At 62.3% G+C, this 17,747-nt stretch carries 21 protein-coding genes; 18 read left to right on the top strand and 3 right to left on the bottom strand.

Annotated features, from left to right (window positions below):
- Positions 1–168: 168 nt before the first annotated feature.
- The 5 genes from ACP2WS_RS03460 (at position 169) to ACP2WS_RS03440 (ending at position 5,073) form a co-directional block, all read left to right on the top strand.
- Positions 169–501: a DUF3579 domain-containing protein gene (locus tag ACP2WS_RS03460; RefSeq protein ID WP_374491495.1), complete on the top strand. Its 333-nt coding sequence runs from the start codon at positions 169–171 to the stop codon at positions 499–501.
- An 895-nt stretch (positions 502–1,396) separates the two neighbouring features.
- On the top strand, positions 1,397–2,326 hold the full coding sequence (locus tag ACP2WS_RS03455; RefSeq protein WP_374491493.1) for a branched-chain amino acid ABC transporter permease: 930 nt from the start codon (positions 1,397–1,399) through the stop codon (positions 2,324–2,326).
- 19 nt (positions 2,327–2,345) lie between these two features.
- A complete protein-coding gene (locus ACP2WS_RS03450; RefSeq protein ID WP_374491491.1) occupies positions 2,346–3,539 on the top strand; it encodes an ABC transporter permease subunit in 1,194 nt (397 codons plus the stop codon).
- A 15-nt stretch (positions 3,540–3,554) separates the two neighbouring features.
- The gene (locus ACP2WS_RS03445; protein WP_426459508.1) at positions 3,555–4,325 is read left to right on the top strand and encodes an ABC transporter ATP-binding protein; all 771 of its coding nucleotides are present in this window, start codon (positions 3,555–3,557) and stop codon (positions 4,323–4,325) included.
- A gap of 16 nt (positions 4,326–4,341) precedes the next feature.
- Positions 4,342–5,073, top strand: coding sequence for an ABC transporter ATP-binding protein (locus ACP2WS_RS03440; protein ID WP_374491487.1), 732 nt, complete (start codon positions 4,342–4,344; stop codon positions 5,071–5,073).
- A gap of 182 nt (positions 5,074–5,255) precedes the next feature.
- Here ACP2WS_RS03440 and ACP2WS_RS03435 read toward each other — a convergent pair whose 3' ends face one another.
- The gene (locus ACP2WS_RS03435; RefSeq protein ID WP_426459507.1) at positions 5,256–6,314 is read right to left on the bottom strand and encodes a CDP-6-deoxy-delta-3,4-glucoseen reductase; all 1,059 of its coding nucleotides are present in this window, start codon (positions 6,312–6,314) and stop codon (positions 5,256–5,258) included.
- Positions 6,315–6,467: 153 nt separating this feature from the next.
- On the opposite strand from ACP2WS_RS03435, the gene ACP2WS_RS03430 reads away from it, so the two are divergent.
- The 9 genes from ACP2WS_RS03430 to tatC all read left to right on the top strand — a co-directional run bounded on the left by ACP2WS_RS03430 (position 6,468) and on the right by tatC (position 11,772).
- Positions 6,468–7,421 carry an SDR family oxidoreductase gene (locus tag ACP2WS_RS03430; RefSeq protein WP_426459506.1) on the top strand — a complete coding sequence of 318 codons (954 nt, stop codon included), beginning with the start codon at positions 6,468–6,470 and terminating at the stop codon, positions 7,419–7,421.
- Positions 7,415–8,197 carry an imidazole glycerol phosphate synthase subunit HisF gene (gene hisF / locus ACP2WS_RS03425; protein ID WP_426459505.1) on the top strand — a complete coding sequence of 261 codons (783 nt, stop codon included), beginning with the start codon at positions 7,415–7,417 and terminating at the stop codon, positions 8,195–8,197. Before ACP2WS_RS03430 ends, hisF begins: the two co-directional genes overlap by 7 nt.
- 16 nt (positions 8,198–8,213) lie before the next feature.
- The gene (gene hisI, locus ACP2WS_RS03420) at positions 8,214–8,630 is read left to right on the top strand and encodes a phosphoribosyl-AMP cyclohydrolase (RefSeq protein ID WP_374491478.1); all 417 of its coding nucleotides are present in this window, start codon (positions 8,214–8,216) and stop codon (positions 8,628–8,630) included.
- Positions 8,631–8,641: 11 nt separating this feature from the next.
- Positions 8,642–8,989: a phosphoribosyl-ATP diphosphatase gene (locus tag ACP2WS_RS03415; protein ID WP_426459585.1), complete on the top strand. Its 348-nt coding sequence runs from the start codon at positions 8,642–8,644 to the stop codon at positions 8,987–8,989.
- An 84-nt stretch (positions 8,990–9,073) separates the two neighbouring features.
- Entirely contained in the window at positions 9,074–9,517 is a 444-nt protein-coding gene (locus tag ACP2WS_RS03410; protein ID WP_374491476.1) for a DUF4870 family protein, read from the top strand.
- Positions 9,518–9,582: 65 nt separating this feature from the next.
- Positions 9,583–9,942: a histidine triad nucleotide-binding protein gene (locus ACP2WS_RS03405; protein ID WP_374491474.1), complete on the top strand. Its 360-nt coding sequence runs from the start codon at positions 9,583–9,585 to the stop codon at positions 9,940–9,942.
- Between the two features lie 127 nt (positions 9,943–10,069).
- Positions 10,070–10,306 (top strand): Sec-independent protein translocase subunit TatA, encoded by a 237-nt coding sequence (gene tatA / locus ACP2WS_RS03400; protein WP_374491472.1) that lies wholly within the window; start codon positions 10,070–10,072, stop codon positions 10,304–10,306.
- 27 nt (positions 10,307–10,333) lie between these two features.
- On the top strand, positions 10,334–10,843 hold the full coding sequence (gene tatB / locus ACP2WS_RS03395) for a Sec-independent protein translocase protein TatB (protein WP_426459504.1): 510 nt from the start codon (positions 10,334–10,336) through the stop codon (positions 10,841–10,843).
- 113 nt (positions 10,844–10,956) lie between these two features.
- Positions 10,957–11,772 carry a twin-arginine translocase subunit TatC gene (tatC, locus tag ACP2WS_RS03390; protein WP_374491468.1) on the top strand — a complete coding sequence of 272 codons (816 nt, stop codon included), beginning with the start codon at positions 10,957–10,959 and terminating at the stop codon, positions 11,770–11,772.
- Between the two features lie 83 nt (positions 11,773–11,855).
- Here tatC and ACP2WS_RS03385 read toward each other — a convergent pair whose 3' ends face one another.
- A complete protein-coding gene (locus ACP2WS_RS03385) occupies positions 11,856–13,028 on the bottom strand; it encodes a S1C family serine protease (protein ID WP_374491466.1) in 1,173 nt (390 codons plus the stop codon).
- Between the two features lie 70 nt (positions 13,029–13,098).
- On the opposite strand from ACP2WS_RS03385, the gene ACP2WS_RS03380 reads away from it, so the two are divergent.
- Together ACP2WS_RS03380 and pdxA are read left to right on the top strand one after the other, a co-directional pair.
- Entirely contained in the window at positions 13,099–13,857 is a 759-nt protein-coding gene (locus ACP2WS_RS03380) for a Nif3-like dinuclear metal center hexameric protein (protein WP_426459501.1), read from the top strand.
- 80 nt (positions 13,858–13,937) lie between these two features.
- A complete protein-coding gene (gene pdxA / locus ACP2WS_RS03375; RefSeq protein WP_426459500.1) occupies positions 13,938–15,065 on the top strand; it encodes a 4-hydroxythreonine-4-phosphate dehydrogenase PdxA in 1,128 nt (375 codons plus the stop codon).
- Between the two features lie 41 nt (positions 15,066–15,106).
- Here pdxA and mscL read toward each other — a convergent pair whose 3' ends face one another.
- The gene (gene mscL / locus ACP2WS_RS03370) at positions 15,107–15,538 is read right to left on the bottom strand and encodes a large conductance mechanosensitive channel protein MscL (RefSeq protein WP_374491460.1); all 432 of its coding nucleotides are present in this window, start codon (positions 15,536–15,538) and stop codon (positions 15,107–15,109) included.
- Between the two features lie 163 nt (positions 15,539–15,701).
- On the opposite strand from mscL, the gene petA reads away from it, so the two are divergent.
- Entirely contained in the window at positions 15,702–16,298 is a 597-nt protein-coding gene (petA, locus tag ACP2WS_RS03365; protein WP_374491458.1) for a ubiquinol-cytochrome c reductase iron-sulfur subunit, read from the top strand.
- An 11-nt stretch (positions 16,299–16,309) separates the two neighbouring features.
- Positions 16,310–17,725, top strand: a complete 1,416-nt coding sequence (locus ACP2WS_RS03360) for a cytochrome b (protein WP_374491455.1) — start codon at positions 16,310–16,312, stop codon at positions 17,723–17,725.
- Positions 17,726–17,747 lie beyond the last annotated feature (22 nt).

Below are 17,747 nucleotides of genomic sequence, written 5' to 3'. Positions count from 1 at the left end.
CTTCGGCGCGCAGCATGCAAGCACCCCACTGCAGCACTTGGGCTATGACACCTTCCGTCAGCCTGGGTAAGGGCGATTGAGTAAAATTGCCAGCTTCAGTCGATCCCTGCCTGCTTCGGGTTCAAGGCATTTCAGAGCCTGCGTCAGCCTTCATTCATTGCCCGCCCCATGAACTCCCCCCATACCGCAGAAGAAGTCTTCATTCTTGGTCTCACCCAGGAGGGGCGGACCTTCCGCCCCAGCGACTGGGCCGAGCGTCTCGCGGGAGTCATGAGCCAGTTCCGTCCCCAGGGCAGTCTGCCGCGGCAAGGCGGCCATCTGGTCTATTCGCCCTGGTGCACGCCCAATGTCATGAACGGCGTCAAGTGCATCATCGTGCAGCGCGAGCTGCAGGTGCACGAACCCATGGCCTGGGATTTCGTCATGAATTTCGCACGGGACAACCGCCTCCAGATCGTCGACGCCTGCCTGCTGCCGGATCAGCCGGGCGCATCGGCCTGATTCTTCGCTTTCCTCACTCTTCCTTCACCGAGTCGCTCCGTCTTGCATGCTGAACTGCGGCTCGGCACTGCCGTGCAGAAGTGCGGTGCAGTGTGCACCTGTCTGGTGCCAGAACTGATGGAGTTCCATTCCCTCGCGTTCCGGGCTGACTCCCGTCTGTGCATGCCTGCCGCGGCCACCAGAAGCGGTGACACGACATCCGCTGCCTCCATTGCTGGGCTATCGCCCTCTCTGTTCCCTCGGCCTGATCGGAGCTTCGGCTCGGCCTTTTATGGCATCGGGTGATACCCCCCGGAGAGGCATGGTGCAACCCGTGCATGCACGCGGTCTGCCGCTGGAGGCAGTCAAGTGCAAACGTAAGATTGCGTTCAGTTTCAAAATATCAGCAGCACGCACCTGCTTTTCTTAACCGGAATTCCTTGCGGCCCGGCGGCAAATTGCAGAGCGCTGCGCGTCTGTGCATGGCCCATGCGGAGTTGCGCCCGACAGCGCCTTCTGGCCGTGGCAGGCTGCTCCCCTCGGTACGTGGTGACCGTGTGGCTGCCGCTGCCGTGAACCCCGGTGCAACCAGATCCTCGCAAAGTTAACCAGATTGCAGGGTTGGCACGATTCCTGCTGTGGTGAGTGGCGCGGGGAGTTGCGTTCTTTTTTTGCACCCATTCTCTCAGTGTGTTCGGTTTCTATGGAAAACCCGAAGCGCTGTGCATGTTTGTGGTGCATGCAAGGAGTGCAAGTTCGCTACAATGCGCCCCACCAGTGCTGGTTGTAAGGTATTTGAAACAATTACATGCCAGTTGTTTCGTTGATCGTGAAAACAGGTTCCAAAAAAACTGTTGAGCGGTTGCTGTGTTGGATCTGGCCCGCACACCCGATGGGCCGGAAATGGAGCATCTACATGGATATCTTGCTGCAACAGGTCATCAACGGCCTCGTGCTTGGCAGCATGTACGCCTTGGTGGCCTTGGGCTACACCATGGTGTACGGCATCATCAACCTGATCAACTTCGCCCATGGTGAAGTCCTCATGGTGGGGGCTCTCACGAGCTGGTCAATGATCGGAACGATGCAGAAGAGCATGCCGGACTCTCCCGGCTGGCTCATCCTGCTGATCGCCACGGTGATTGCCTGTGTCGTGGCCGGGCTGCTGAATTTCGTGATCGAGAAGGTCGCGTATCGTCCTCTGCGCAACAGCCCCAAGCTGGCCCCGCTGATCACCGCCATCGGCATGAGCATCCTGCTCCAGACGCTGGCCATGATCATCTGGAAGCCCAACTACAAGTCCTATCCGACCCTGCTGTCCACGACGCCGCACCACATCGGAGGGGCCGTGATCACGGTGACGCAGATCACCGCGCTGGCGGTGACGGCGATCTCGCTGGCCATCCTCATGTACCTGGTCAACATGACCCGGCTCGGACGGGCCATGCGCGCCACGGCCGAGAACCCCCGTGTGGCTTCGCTCATGGGGGTGCGGCCCGATACGGTCATCTCTGCCACCTTCATCATCGGCGCCGTGCTCGCAGCCATTGCCGGTGTCATGTTCGCGGCCAACTACGGCACGGTGCAGCACACCATGGGCTTCCTGCCCGGGCTCAAGGCCTTCACGGCAGCCGTGTTCGGCGGCATCGGCAATCTGGCGGGGGCAGTGGTCGGCGGTTTCCTGCTCGGCCTCATCGAATCCATCGGTTCCGGCTACCTGGGCCCCCTGACGGGGGGCGTGCTGGGGAGCAACTACACCGACATTCTTGCCTTCATCGTCCTGATCGTGACCCTGACCCTGCGTCCTTCCGGTCTGCTGGGCGAGCGGGTGGCCGATCGCGCCTGAGCCACGGAGAAATCTCACCATGCAGACCACCAAAAACAAACTCCTGGTATTCCTGCTCTCCGCAGTCGGCCTCATCGTGCTGCCGCTGGTGCTGCAGGGCTTCGGCAACGCCTGGGTGCGCATCGCCGATGTCTCGCTGCTCTACATCATGCTGGCTGTCGGCCTGAACATCGTCGTGGGCTATGCAGGCCTGCTCGACATGGGATATGTGGCCTTCTTCGCCGTGGGGGCCTATCTGTTCGGCCTGCTGGCCTCGCCTCACCTGACCGAGACCTTCCCGGCCATTGCGGCCATGTTCCCGAACGGGCTGCACCTGCCGCTCTGGGGCGTCATTCCGATCTCGGCCGCCCTGGCTGCCTTCGCCGGGGTGCTCCTGGGGGCACCTACGCTCAAGCTGCGCGGAGACTATCTGGCCATCGTCACCCTGGGATTCGGTGAAATCATCCGGATCTTCATGAACAACCTCGACCAGCCCGTCAACATCACCAACGGTCCCAAGGGCATAGGGCAGATCGACGCCGTGACCGTGTTCGGCTATCCGCTGTCGCAGTCCCTCACGCTCGGGGGCTTCACGATCCAGTCGGTGACGCTGTACTACTACCTCTTTCTGGTGCTGGTGGTGTTCATCGTGGCCATCTGCTATCGCCTGCAGGATTCCCGCATCGGACGCGCCTGGATGGCCATACGCGAAGATGAAGTGGCCGCCAAGGCCATGGGGCTCAACACCCGCAACCTCAAGCTCCTTGCCTTCGGCATGGGCGCGAGCTTCGGCGGGGTGTCCGGCTCCATGTTCGCAGCCTTCCAGGGCTTTGTCTCGCCCGAGTCATTCAGCCTGATGGAATCCATCATGATCATCGCCATGGTGGTGCTGGGCGGTCTGGGACACTTGCCGGGGGTCATCCTGGGGGCCGTGCTGCTGTCTGCGCTGCCAGAGGTGCTGCGTTATGTGGCCGATCCTCTGCAGGCCATGACCGATGGGCGTCTCGATCCGGCCATCCTGCGTCAGCTGCTGATCGCGCTGGCCATGATCATCGTGATGCTGGTGCGTCCGCGTGGCCTGTGGCCCTCTCCCGAGCATGGACAGGCTGCCGCCCCCGAGCCGGTCGGCAAGATCCAGCCCGAGACGGCACAGCAGAATCCTCCGGGCATCGACTTCCCGTCCGACGCAGTGCCCGAGACGACCGAAGTCCGCCAGTTTTCCGTCAATCCCTGAGGCGCAGAGACCATCATGAGCAAGACGATTCTCGACGTACGCAATGTATCCAAGCGGTTTGGCGGTCTTCAGGCATTGAGCGATGTGCGCCTGCATATCGAGCAGGGTCAGGTCTATGGCCTCATCGGCCCGAACGGTGCCGGCAAGACCACCTTCTTCAACGTGATCACTGGCCTGTACACCCCGGACAGCGGAACCTTCGAGCTCGGCGGCAAGCCGTACGAGCCCACCGCCGTCCATCTGGTGGCCAAGGCGGGCATTGCCCGCACCTTCCAGAACATCCGTCTGTTTTCCGACATGACGGCCCTGGAAAATGTCATGGTGGGCCGCCACATCCGCACCCGTGCCGGGGTAATCGGAGCCATCTTCCGCACGCCTGCCTTCAAGGCCGAGGAAAAGGCCACCCGCGACCGTGCCCGCGAACTGCTCGACTATGTGGGCATCGGGCGCTATGCCGACTTCCGGGCCCGCACCCTGAGCTACGGCGATCAGCGCCGGCTCGAAATTGCCCGTGCGCTCGCCACCGATCCCGAGCTCATCGCGCTCGACGAGCCTGCTGCCGGCATGAACGCCACCGAGAAGGTGCAGCTGCGCGAACTCATCGACCGCATCCGCAAGGACAACCGCACCATCCTGCTCATCGAGCATGACGTGAAGCTGGTGATGGGGCTGTGCGATCGGGTCACCGTGCTCGATTACGGCAAGCCCATTGCCGAGGGTGCACCTGCCGAAGTGCAGAAGAACGAGAAGGTGATCGAAGCCTATCTCGGCCCCAACAACCACTGAGCACAGGATGACCCAAATGACGACAGCGACGAACAGCGACGTATTGTTGAAGGTGAAGGGGCTCGAAGTGGCCTATGGCGGCATCAATGCCGTCAAGGGCATCAGCTTCGAGGTGTACGGCAAGGAACTGGTGTCGCTCATCGGCTCGAACGGAGCCGGCAAGACCACCACCATGAAGGCGATCACCGGCCTGCTGCCGATGCGCGCAGGAGACATCGAGTTCCTGGGCAAGAGCATCCGGGGGCGTGGCGCCTGGGATCTGGTCAAGGACGGCCTGGTCATGATTCCCGAAGGGCGTGGCATTTTCACGCGCATGACCATCACCGAGAATCTGCAGATGGGCGCCTTCATCCGGCACGACAAGGCGGGGATTGCCGAGGACATCGAGCGCATGTTTGCGCTCTTTCCCCGTCTCAAGGAGCGCAAGGACCAGCTCGCAGGCACCATGTCCGGTGGCGAGCAGCAGATGCTGGCCATGGCTCGCGGCCTCATGGCACAGCCCAAGCTTCTGCTGCTCGACGAACCCTCCATGGGCCTGTCCCCGATCATGGTGGACAAGATTTTCGAGGTGGTCGATGACGTGCACCGACAGGGCGTGACCATGGTGCTCGTGGAGCAGAACGCCAGCCGAGCCCTGGGCATTGCCGACCGCGGCTATGTCATGGACTCGGGCGTTCTCACCATGACGGGCGATGCCAGGACCATGCTCGACGATCCCAAGGTGCGCGCCGCCTATCTCGGCGAATGACACCCTCGCGGAGGGCGCGCCGTTCCTGCATGTGAACAGCACGCGCGCTTCCCGCTGTCCCCAACGCAAGGCCCGGCATTTCTGCAGAGGAGTGCCGTGCCTTGCCCTGTGGGATATGTGCGATGCAGGAGAAAGACGCAGGTCATCTCACTCCTGCGATGCGATTCGCCTGCGCCTCTCGATCACTCTGCCGTGGCTTCCGGGGCCGTCTGCTTGTCGCGCAGCGACGTGAAGGCATCTGCATGGAAGCGGTCGTCGGCCAGTCCCGCTTCCTGCACGCAGCGGGCGTGGGCAGCCTGAACCATGGCCGGCGAGCCGCACACATAGGCATCGTGGTCGTGCATGTCGGGCACATCCGCCAGCATGGCATCGAGCGCCAGCCCGGTACGTCCCTGCCATCCATCCTCGGGCTGGGCCTCGGAAATCACGGGCACATAGCGCACATGCGGATGCGCGCTGCAATAGTCGAGCATCCACTGGTGCATATACAGGTCAGCCGGACGGCGGGCGCCCCAGTAGAGCACGGCGGCGCGCGGACTGTTCTGGTGAGCCATCTGTTCCAGAATCGCCTTGACAGGAGCAAATCCGGTCCCGGACGCCAGAAACAGCAACGGACCGGCACTGTCATCGCGCAGGAAGAAGCTGCCATAGGGGCCTTCGATGCGCAGGATTTCCTTTTCCTTCATGCTGCCGAAGACATGGTCGGTGAACTTGCCTCCCGGCATGTGACGGATGTGCAGATCAATGCGCGGCAGGGCCGGATCGACCTCATGGGGCGCCGTGGCCATCGAGTAGCTGCGCCGCTGCCCATCGGCGAGCAGGAAGTCGATGTATTGGCCCGCATGGTATTGCACGGGCACATTGGCAGGCAGCTGCAGTGTGACCCGCATCACGTCGGGCGAGAGCTGTTCGAGGTGCATCACCCGTACCGGCATCTTGCGCACGGGGAACGCTCCTTCCGAGGTCACCTGGCGCGATTCCAGCACCAGATCGCTCCGGGGCAGCGCACGGCAGGTGAGGATGTAGCCTTCTGCGGCTTCCGCATCCGACAGGGCATTCTTCTGATAGGGGCGGTGTTCCACCTCGCCACTGAGCTTGCGGCATTTGCACGACCCGCAGGCTCCATCCTTGCAGCCGTAGGGCAGCCCGATGTTCTGCCGTATGCCGGCATCCAGCACCGTTTCGTCCGCAAGCACCTCGAACTGACGACCACTCGGCTGTACGTTGACCTGAAAACCCATTTGGGATCACGCTCCTGATATATAACAACGGCAGAACCCTGCGGCAAAATCCTCGACACGCGGGACCTTGCCCATTGCTCCGCACTCCATACAACGGACCGGGGCAGGATCTCCGCTTCCTTCACCTGCCCCTCACGCCTATTATCTCCGACCATGTTCAGCCTGTATCCCGTGCGGCCAGCCCTTCCTGCCCGATTCCGTCGTCCCCGAGTGCTCATTGTGGGCTGCGGGGATGTGGGTATCCGGCTTGCCCGTCTGCTGGTGGCCCCTGCGGCCCATGGGCCGCGCGCAAGGGTGCTTGTTCGCGATCCTTCGCAGGTCCCTGCACTGCGGGCACTGGGGGTAACGCCCCTGCAGGGCGATCTCGATCGGCCTGCCAGCCTGCGGCGCCTGGCCGGGCTGGCCCAGTGGGTCGTGCACCTTGCCCCACCTCCTTCCCATGGGGACAACCGAGATGCCCGCACCCGGGCGCTCGTGGCAGCCCTTCGGCGCCACGGGGCTCCCTCCCACTGGGTGTATGGCAGCACAAGCGGTGTCTACGGCGATCGCCGGGGACAGTGGACTCCGGAAACCACGCCCCTGCAGCCCCTGACGGCTCGCGCCCGGCGCAGGGTGGATGCGGAGCAGGTACTGCTGCATTGGGCACGACAGGCCCTGCAGGTCCCTGCCATGCAGATCCTGCGCATTCCCGGCATCTATGCGCCCGACCGTGAAGGCGGCACACCGCGTTCCCGCCTGGAACGAGGGACTCCGGTGCTCTGTGCCGATGAGGATGTCTACACCAACCACATCCACGCCGATGATCTTGCGCGCGCCTGCCGCATCGCCCTGTGGCGCGGCCGTTCCCTGCGTACCTACAACGCCAATGACGATTCCGTGAGTACCATGGGGGCGTATTTCGACATGGCTGCCGATCTGTATGGTCTGCCCCGCCCGCCCCGCATCACGCTGGAGCAGGCGCGTGAGCAGCTCTCTGCCGTCTCCCTGAGCTTCATGCAGGAATCCCGGCGGCTCGACAATACCCGCATCCACCGCGAACTCCGGCTCGCATGGCACCACCCGACCCCCGCCGAGGGGCTCCGCACCGTACAATCCTCCGCATGTTAGCCAAACGCATCATTCCCTGTCTGGACGTCACCGGCGGCCGCGTCGTCAAGGGCGTCAATTTCGTCGAACTGCGAGACGCCGGTGACCCCGTCGAGATCGCTGCCCGCTACAACGAGCAGGGTGCCGATGAAATCACCTTCCTGGACATCACCGCCACCAGCGACGGCCGCGATCTCATCCTGCAGATCATCGAGGACGTGGCCAGCCAGGTCTTCATTCCCCTGACGGTAGGAGGGGGCGTGCGCACCGTCGAGGACGTGCGTCGTCTGCTCAACGCAGGCGCAGATAAAACCAGTTTCAATTCGGCGGCCATCGCCAACCCGCGCGTCATCCGCGAGACCTCCGAGCGCTATGGTTCGCAGTGCATCGTGGTCGCCATCGACGCCAAGCGCCGCACCGCGCCCGACGAGCTCGCGGCTCGGGGAGAGGGCTGGGACGTCTACAGCCATGGCGGACGCCGCAACACCGGACTCGATGCCCTGGAATGGGTACGCAAGATGGCCGATTACGGAGCCGGAGAAATTCTCCTCACCAGCATGGACCGCGATGGCACCAAGAGCGGCTTCGATCTGGCCCTGACCCGTGCGGTCAGTGATGCCATCGATATTCCCGTCATTGCCTCCGGTGGCGTGGGATCGCTGGACCATCTTGCCGAGGGCATCCGCGAAGGCGGAGCCGATGCCGTGCTGGCTGCCAGCATCTTCCACTATGGCGAATTCACCGTGGGCGAGGCCAAGCGGCATCTGGCTGCCCAGGGCATTCCGGTCCGCCTCTGAACAGGAAACCCTGCGTATGGATACTTCTTCCACCTCCCTTGCCCCTGCCTGGCTCGACGCCGTGCGCTGGGATGACAAGGGCCTCGTACCTGTCATCGCCCAGGAGCGCGACAGTGGCGACGTGCTCATGTTTGCCTGGATGAACCGCGAAGCACTGGCCAAGACTGCCGAGCTGGGCCGGGCTGTGTACTTCAGCCGCTCGCGCCAGCGTCTGTGGTTCAAGGGTGAAGAGAGCGGCCACGTGCAGATCGTGCACGACATCCGTCTCGACTGCGACAACGACGTCATCCTGCTCAAGGTCACACAGACGGGGCACGAGCCCGGCATTGCCTGCCATACCGGGCGACACAGCTGTTTCTTCCAGAGTCTGCAGCAGGGTGCCTGGCAGGCCGTCGATCCGGTCTTGAAAGACCCGCACAGCATCTACAAGTGAGTCCCATGAACATGTCCGTCACAGACACGCTGGCCCGGGTGGCCGACGTCATCGAATCCCGCCTGCCTTCCCATGGAGGTGATCCGGGGCAGAGCTATGTGGCCCGTCTGTTCCAGAAGGGGCCCGATGGTTTCCTCAAGAAGGTCGGAGAAGAAGCCACCGAAACCGTCATGGCCGCCAAGGATGTGAGTGCCGGCGGCGACAAGAACAAGCTCGTGTACGAAGTCGCCGATCTGTGGTTCCACACCATGGTGGCGCTCGCCTATTACGGATTGCGCCCGGAAGACGTGGCACGCGAGCTGGCACGACGCGAAGGCGTGAGCGGCCTGGTGGAAAAGGCCAACCGTACCGCGTCCTGATTTCACGCGGGTACGCATCTTTCTGACGCGGTGCGGCACAGTTCCGCACAGTCCAGCACAGTTCACTTTACGCAGGAGAGCTTCATGAAGGATGACATCATCGACGTGCAGGCCCGTGAATTCCGTGCGCAGCCTCCCGAACAGGGGGGCACCGGGTCCCAGGCGCAGACAGGCGCTGACCGGCTGGATCGGCTTGTGTCCGTGGGGTGGGTCAGCTATGTGCTCCATCTCATTGTGGCCGTCTCGGCTGTGCTGCCCGGCACGCAGGTCGGAGTCGGGTTGCTGATCGTCGCCTTTGTGCTGGATCTGGTCATGCGGGACGATGCCGCCGGCACCTGGCAGGAGAGCCATTTTCGCTGGCGCATCCGTACGGTGATCTGGGCGGCCCTGTGGTATGCCATCACCGCACCTCTCTGGATCATGCTCATTCCCGGCTGGGTGGCGTGGAGTCTGGTGTCGATCTGGTTCCTCTATCGCATCGTTCGGGGCATGGTCTGCATGCGGGATGGGCGGCCTGTACTTCCCTGATGCAGTTTTGTCATTCCAGGGTGGCGTGTTCCACGCCATTTCCTTTCTCTTCCTCTTTCATTGCCATGACACACGATCCGGACTGCATTTTCTGCAAGATAGTCGAGGGCCAGATTCCCTCCAGCAAGGTCTACGAGGACGAGGACGTCTACGCCTTCCATGACATCCACCCCTGGGCGCCGGTGCATTTCCTCATCGTGCCCAAGCGACACATTCCGTCCATGGCACAGCTCACAGCGGAAGATGCCGCTCTCATGGGCAAGATCATGACCCTCGCCCCGCGCCTGGCGATGGAGCAGGGCTGCGAGCCCTATCCCCAGGGAGGCTTCCGCATCATCATCAACACGGGGGAGCACGGTGGACAGGAGGTTCAACACCTGCACGTGCACGTCATCGGTGGCCCTCGTCCCTGGCTCAAGGGCTGAACAACCTGGATTCCGCACCATCTGCAGGGCGGAGCGCCTTGACGCGTGCAAAGGGCAGTGCAGGGGAGCCTGCGCATCCGGGCCTGCCCCATTACAATCCCCTCATTGATTCTGCTAGGAGAGCGACATGGGTTCTTTTTCGATCTGGCATTGGCTCATCGTGCTGCTGATCGTGGTGATGATCTTCGGTACCAAGAAGCTCAAGAACATCGGTTCCGATCTCGGAAGCGCCGTCAAGGGCTTCAAGGAAGGCATGCGCGATGGCGAAACGCCGGCTGCCGATCAGCCCAAGGTCACTGCGGACTCTTCCGCTGCCAGCAATGCGGCACGCACCATCGATGTCGAGGCCAAGAACAAGTCCTGAGTCTTCGGGAGCCGGGGGTAGGCGGACGTGATCGATCTGGGTATTTCCAAGCTGGCGCTGATTGGCGCGGTGGCGCTCATCGTCATCGGGCCGGAGCGTCTGCCTCGCGTGGCACGCACTGTGGGCACGCTGCTCGGGCGCGCGCAACGCTACGTGAACGACGTCAAGTCCGAAGTGGCTCGCACCATGGAAATGGAAGAGCTGCGCAAGATGAAGGATTCCGTCGAGCAGGCTGCTCACGATGTCGAGCAGTCCTTTCATGCCACTGCCGGAGAGATGCAGGCGGGGCTGGAAGGCACCGAAGGCGCTGCGCAGTCTCCTCTGCCGACCGGTGCTGCCGCGGGCAGTGCCGCGAGCGGGATGTCCTGGGCCGATGTGGGGCACACCGCCTACCAGCCTCCCCGCAAGAACTGGCGCATCAAGCGCACCGCCATGCCGCACTGGTACAAGACACGGCAGGGCGTGCGTACCCATGTGCAATCGGGGGCGGCCCGGGTGGCGCGCTTCCGTCCACGCAAGCCCACGCCCCGCGTGTAAAGGCAGGGCCATTCCGCGCCGCTTCCATGCATCCGTGTTTCCTTGGCGCAGACTTCTCTGGCGCGTCCTTCTGGCGGCGCCAGCCTTCATCGTGACTGATTGACCCTTCCACTATGGCAGATCCTTCCCAGGAAGACGAACTCACCGGCTCCGAACAGCCTTTCGTCGAACACCTCATCGAGCTGCGTGACCGTCTGCTCTACAGCCTGTACGGCATCGCGGCCGCTGCGATCGTGCTGGCGATCTATCCGGGGCCGGATGGGCTGCTCAACTTCATCGCGCACCCCATCCGCGCCCACATGCCGCCCAACGCCAGACTCATCGCGGTGGATGTGTTCTCGCCCTTCTTCATTCCCCTGAAGGTGCTCATGATCGTGGCGGTGCTGCTGGCTCTGCCATGGGTCATGTACCAGCTGTGGTCCTTTGTGGCGCCAGGCCTCTACAGGCACGAGAAGCAGTTTGCACTTCCCCTCATCATCTTCGGGAGTTTCCTGGCTTATTGCGGCATTGCCTTTGTGCAGTTCTTCGTGCTGGACAAGATGTTCACCTTCATCCAGCGCTTCACACCGGCTTCCGTGGCGGCCACTCCGGACGTAGCTTCCTATGTAGAGGCCATTCTGTCGCTGTACCTGGCATTTGCACTGGCATTCCAGGTGCCCATCATCGTCATGCTGCTGGTGCGCTTCGAGATGGTCACGGTCGAGAAGCTGCGGGCGTTCCGGGGCTACTTCGTGGTGGTGGCCTTCATCGTGGCTGCCGTGGTGACTCCTCCCGATGTGATGTCGCAGCTGGCACTGGCCATTCCCATGTGCCTGCTCTATGAAATCGGCATTCTGGGAGCGCGGTGGTTCTCGCATGTGGGCCGTGCTCCCGAAGACGCAGAAGAAGCCCAGACTTCTGCGTCGACCGACGTCACGACAGGCAAGTAGGTCCACGTTCCGTATCCAGGATTCGGCGTTCTGCCCAGCGACACTGCAAGGTGCCGAACGTCAATCCGTAGGGTAGGGGCTTTCTATTCCGTCACTCCTGGAGCGTTCTGTATTGCTGCCTTGGGCGGCCGAGGCCGCTGCTGGATCGTGACCTGCAGCACCACCGTCGCTCCCTTGCGCATGACCCCGAACGGGGCTGTCCTGCCCGGCTTCAGGCCCGAAACGGTGGACAGCAGACTCTGCACACTGTCCACCCGGGAGCCATCGACCGTGGTGATCAGGTCCCCCGGAAGCATGCCGGCACGGGCAGCCGGTCCGCCCTGGATGACCCCCGTCAGCAGCACGCCACTGCCCTCGGGGACATGGAAGGTGCTTGCCATCTCCGGAGTCAGGTCGGACGGTTCCACGCCGATCCAGCCCCGCGTCACATGCCCGTCGCGAATGATGCCTTCAAGCACCTGGCGTGCCGTGGCGGCAGGCGTGGCAAACCCTATGCCCATGTATCCCCCGGTGCGGGAATAGATGGCCGTATTGATGCCGATCAGCTTGCCATGGATGTCGACCAGCGCACCACCGGAATTGCCCGGGTTGATGGCTGCATCTGTCTGGATGAAATCCTCGAAGGTGTTGATGCCCAGCTGGCTGCGGCCCAGCGCGCTCACGATGCCGCTCGTCACGGTCTGGCCCACTCCGAATGGATTGCCGATGGCCAGCACGGGGTCTCCCACCTGCAAGGCAGTGGAGTCTCCGAAGGCAATGGCAGGCACCTGTCCGAGATCGATCTTGAGCACGGCCAGATCGGTATCAGGATCGGTTCCCACGGTGCGCGCATTCGCATGCCGTCCATCATTGAGGACCACTTCGATGGTCCGCGCCTCCTGCAGCACATGGTTGTTGGTGAGGATGTAGCCGCGCGGGTCGACGATCACCCCGCTGCCCACTCCGGAAAAGATATCGTCTTCGCCGTCTTCGCTCGATGCCGCAGCAGCAGGAGGCGACAGCCTGTCTCGACCGTCCCCCGTGCGCTGATCGGGATTGGTGATGATGCTCACCACCGCAGGCGAGGCCGTGCGTGCCGCGCTCCGCAGCGTTTCGGGGGGAGGCTGATGCGAGGAGGGGGTCACTTCGATGGGAGCAGATGCTCCCGATGTGCGCGCCATGCCGCCAAGCCATTGCGGACGCATCGCCGCCACGACCAGATACACGGCGAGAACCACGGTCACGACCTGCGAAAATAACAACCAAAGACGTTTCATGACCGGAAGGTGACGGCAAAACGGGGCCGTGCTTCATTCACAGACGCCCCTCTTTCAGGAAGGAGAATTCATGCACCGCAATGAACTGCTGCAGACGTTGGACCAGATACTGCAACCAGGCGGCTTCCGCGATTATGGCCCCAATGGACTGCAGGTCGAGGGCAGGGCGCAGATTCGTCGGCTGGTGACGGGAGTCACGGCAAGCCGTGCACTCATCGAGGCGGCCATCGCGGCAGGAGCCGATGCCCTGCTGGTGCACCATGGCCTGTTCTGGCGTGGACAGGATGGTCGCGTCACTGGCTGGATGAAGGAGCGACTCCGGTTGCTTCTGCAGCATGACCTCAATGTGTACGCGTACCACCTTCCCCTGGATGCGCATCCTGAGCTTGGCAACAATGTTCAGCTGGGGCAGCAGCTCGGTCTGCGGGTGGACGAGCGAACGGGCGAACAGAACCTGCTTTGTCTTGGGGAGCCGGCCGGAGACGTGTTTCCCAGCGCAGCCCTGTTTGCCCAGCACGTGGAGCGCGTGCTGGGCCACCGTGCCCTGCTGGTCGAGCCTTCAGAATCCCACCGTTCCGTACGGCGCGTGGCGTGGTGCACGGGAGGCGGGCAAGGGTATTTCGAGGCAGCCATCGCAGCAGGAGCGGATGTGTATCTGACCGGCGAGATTTCCGAGCCCCAGGTGCACTATGCACGGGAATGTGGGGTGGCGTATATTGCCTGTGGGCACCATGCCACCGAGCGCTACGGCGTACAGGCACTGGGGCGTGCCGTTGCCGACCTGCACGGGCTTGAGCACCAGTACATCGAAATCGACAATCCGGCATGACCGGTGCGTCACTGCCGTGAAACTTCCCGAACTGTTCCCCTATGCACGGGGACGTCTCGTACCCGTGCTGTCAGAGACTCATGCAATCTTCCTCGCCTTTCATTGCGTCGGCGTTTGCCGAACCTCCCATCGTCATCAGCATGGGGGATCCAGCCGGCATCGGCCCAGAGATCATTGTCAAGGCCTGTGCCGCACGGCCAGAACTTTTTCGGGATGCGGTGGTGGCGGGCGATCGACGCATCATGGAGCGCGCACTTGATGTCTGCAGGCGTCATGGCCTTCCATCCCAGAATATCCCCCGTCTGGTGCCTGAAAATGAAGCGCCTCGGCAGGGCCTGGCAGGGCAGCCGATCCTGCGTGTGTCGCAGGTGGGAGAGCCGTGCTCCGACTTGCCCGCATGGGGACAGGTGCAGTCCCTGGCAGGCCACATGGCCGCGCAGGCCATTGAGCATGGAGCGCGAGGCGTGCTCCAGGGACGTTACCGTGCCCTGGTCACCGCGCCCATCCACAAGGAGGCGCTGGCCCAGGCAGGATATCCATGGCCGGGGCATACCGAAATGCTGCAGGCGCTGGCCGCGGAACATGCAGGGGTTTCCGTGTCCGACATGCCGGTGCGGATGATGCTGGCCAATCCGGATCTGCGCACTGTCCTCAACAGCATCCATGTCAGCCTGCGCCAGGCGATCGAGGCAGTGACAGCTTCCCAGGTCGAGGAAACCCTGCGCATCACCCATGATTTTCTGGCGCGTACCGTGGCGCGGCAGGCCCATCGCCCTCCGAACATCGCCGTGGCGGGGCTCAACCCCCACGCTGGAGAGGGAGGGCTGTTCGGCACCGAGGAGCAGGAGGTGATCATTCCTGCGGTGGCGCGTGCGCAGGCCTTGGGCATGCATGTGCATGGTCCCTATCCACCCGACACCGTCTTCATGCAGGCCCATGCTGCTGCACATGCACCGATTCCGTTCTGTGACGTCGTGATTGCCATGTACCACGACCAGGGACTGATCCCTGTCAAATACCTCGGAGTGGAGCAGGGCGTCAACGTCACGCTCGGCCTCCCGCTTGTGCGCACCAGTCCAGACCATGGCACCGCCTTCGATCTGGCGGGGACTGCCAGGGCCGATGCGCAGAGCCTGTTGGCTGCACTGGACATGGCACGCATGCTGAGTGCCTCGGACTTCTCACCGGCACACGGCGCGGGGAGCTGAAAAGCGCCCGCTTCCTTGTACGGCAGCGGGCGCAGAGGGCATCACTGGCGATTCAGGCTGTCGCGGATCTCACGCAGCAGAACCACTTCTTCCTTGGGCGCCTCGGGTGCCGGAGCGGCCTCGGGTTCGGCGTGCTTGAGGCGATTGATCTGCTTGACCATCAGAAAGATGATGAAGGCCAGAATGAGGAAGTTCACCAGAATGGTGATGAAGTTGCCGTATGCGAAGACCGGTACCCCTGCTTTCTGCATGGCGTCGAGCGTGTGTGGAGTTCCTGCAGGAACCGTGCCCAGCACGACGTAGAGGTTGGAAAAATCGATCTTGCCGATCACCATGCTGATCACGGGCATGATGATGTCCTTGACGAGGGAGTCGACGATCTTGCCGAAAGCCCCCCCGATGATCACGCCGACCGCGAGGTCAACGGCATTTCCTTTGACGGCGAACTCCTTGAATTCATTGAGCATTCCCATATCGAACCTTTCTGGATGAAAGCAGTGTGAATGGTGGGAGTATGGCATACGGAGGTTGGGGCCTCCTTCCCGGGCTACATTGAATTACAGACTGTCACTGAGCTACAATAACAAGGTTAACCCTGCTGTGAACATGCGTAACAGTACATCTTGAGGATTCCCTATGAGTGATACACCAGTGGACGCCAGTAAACGCACCTGGCTGATTGCATCGGGCTGTGCCGGTGCAGTAGGAGCGGCCGGCGTTGCCGTGCCCCTGATCAGCAGCTTTGAGCCGTCGGAGCTGGCAAAGGCTGCTGGTGCGCCCGTGGAGGCCGACATCTCCGACATCAAGCCCGGCGAAATGAAGACCGTGGAATGGCGCGGCAAGCCCGTGTGGATCCTGCGTCGCACGCCCGAGATGCTGGCATCGCTCAAGAAAGACGAAGCCCAGCTGGTCGATCCCCAGTCCGATCGCACCAACATTCCCACCCCCGAATACGCCAAGAACCAGTGGCGTTCGCGCAATCCCGAATTCATGGTGATGATCGGGATCTGCACGCATCTGGGCTGCTCCCCGAATTCCAAGTTCGCGCCAGGTGCGCAGCCGTCGCTGCCCACCGATTGGCCGGGTGGCTTCCTTTGCCCCTGCCACGGCTCCACGTTCGACCTCGCAGGTCGCGTGTTCAAGAACAAGCCCGCACCGGACAACCTGGAGGTTCCTCCCTACATGTTCCTGTCCGAGACCAAACTGCTCATCGGCGAAGACAAGAAGGCTTGAGGTGACACAACATGGCTGAATTCAAAGAAATTTCTCCCAATGCACCGGCCGGCGCCAAGCTGACGAACTGGTTCGAGAACCGTTTCCCGACCATGTTCTCTGCCTACCGCGTGCACATGTCCGAGTACTATGCGCCGAAGAACTTCAACTTCTGGTACATCTTCGGCTCCCTGGCACTGCTGGTTCTGGTGATCCAGATCGTGACGGGGATCTTCCTCGTCATGCACTACAAGCCCGACGCACGCCTGGCGTTCGCCTCGGTCGAGTACATCATGCGCGACGTGCCCGCAGGCTGGTGGATCCGCTATACCCATTCCACGGGGGCTTCGGCCTTCTTCGTGGTGGTGTATCTCCACATGTTCCGCGGTCTTCTGTACGGCAGCTACCGCAAGCCCCGCGAGCTGGTGTGGCTGTTCGGCTGCGGCATCTTCCTGGCGCTGATGGCCGAAGCCTTCATGGGCTATCTGCTTCCCTGGGGGCAGATGTCCTACTGGGGTGCACAGGTGATCGTGAACCTGTTCTCCGCCATTCCGTTCATTGGTCCGGATCTCTCCCTGCTCATTCGCGGTGACTATGTGGTGAGCGACGCCACGCTGAACCGCTTCTTCAGCTTCCACGTCATTGCCGTTCCGCTGGTGCTGCTGGGCCTGGTGGTGGCTCACTTGCTGGCCCTGCACGATGTGGGTTCCAACAACCCTGACGGTGTCGAGATCAAGCAGGGTCCCAAGGGCAACCGCTGGTCCGCCACTGCGCCTGCAGATGGCATTCCCTTCCATCCCTACTACACCGTCCATGACATCCTGGGCGTGGCCGTGTTCCTGTTCGTGTTCTGCGCGGTGGTGTTCTTCGCTCCCGAAATGGGCGGTTACTTCCTCGAGTACAACAACTTCATCCCGGCTGATCCCATGACCACCCCGCTGCATATTGCGCCGGTCTGGTATTTCACCCCGTTCTATTCCATGCTGCGCGCCATGACGACCCAGATGGTGTATGTGGTGATGGGCATTACCGTAGTGGCAGCCCTGTTTGCGGTCACCAAGTGCAAGCTCTCCGCCATTGCCAAGATGGTGACGGTGGGTGGCGCTGCGGTGCTGTGTGTGCTGTTCCTTGCCATCGACGCCAAGTTCTGGGGTGTGGTGGCCATGGGTGGTGCCGTGATCATCCTCTTCTTCCTGCCGTGGCTCGACAACAGCCCCGTCAAGTCGATCCGCTACCGTCCGGACTGGCACAAGGTGGTCTATGGCGTGTTCGTCGTCGACTTCATCGCGCTGGCCTACCTGGGTGTTCAGCCGCCCTCTCCGGTCTACCAGTTCATCTCCCAGGTCGGTACCCTGATCTACTTTGGTTTCTTCCTGCTCATGCCCTGGTGGAGCCAGCTGGGTGATCCCAAGCCCGTTCCGGCTCGTGTCACCTTCAAGCCCCACTGAGAATGAGCACAGGAGAAAGCAT

The sequence above is a fragment of the Brachymonas moutaii (nom. illeg.) genome (assembly GCF_049977365.1).
In the GTDB taxonomy this organism is placed as follows: domain Bacteria; phylum Pseudomonadota; class Gammaproteobacteria; order Burkholderiales; family Burkholderiaceae_C; genus Brachymonas.
This window is presented reverse-complemented; position numbering and strand designations above follow the sequence as displayed.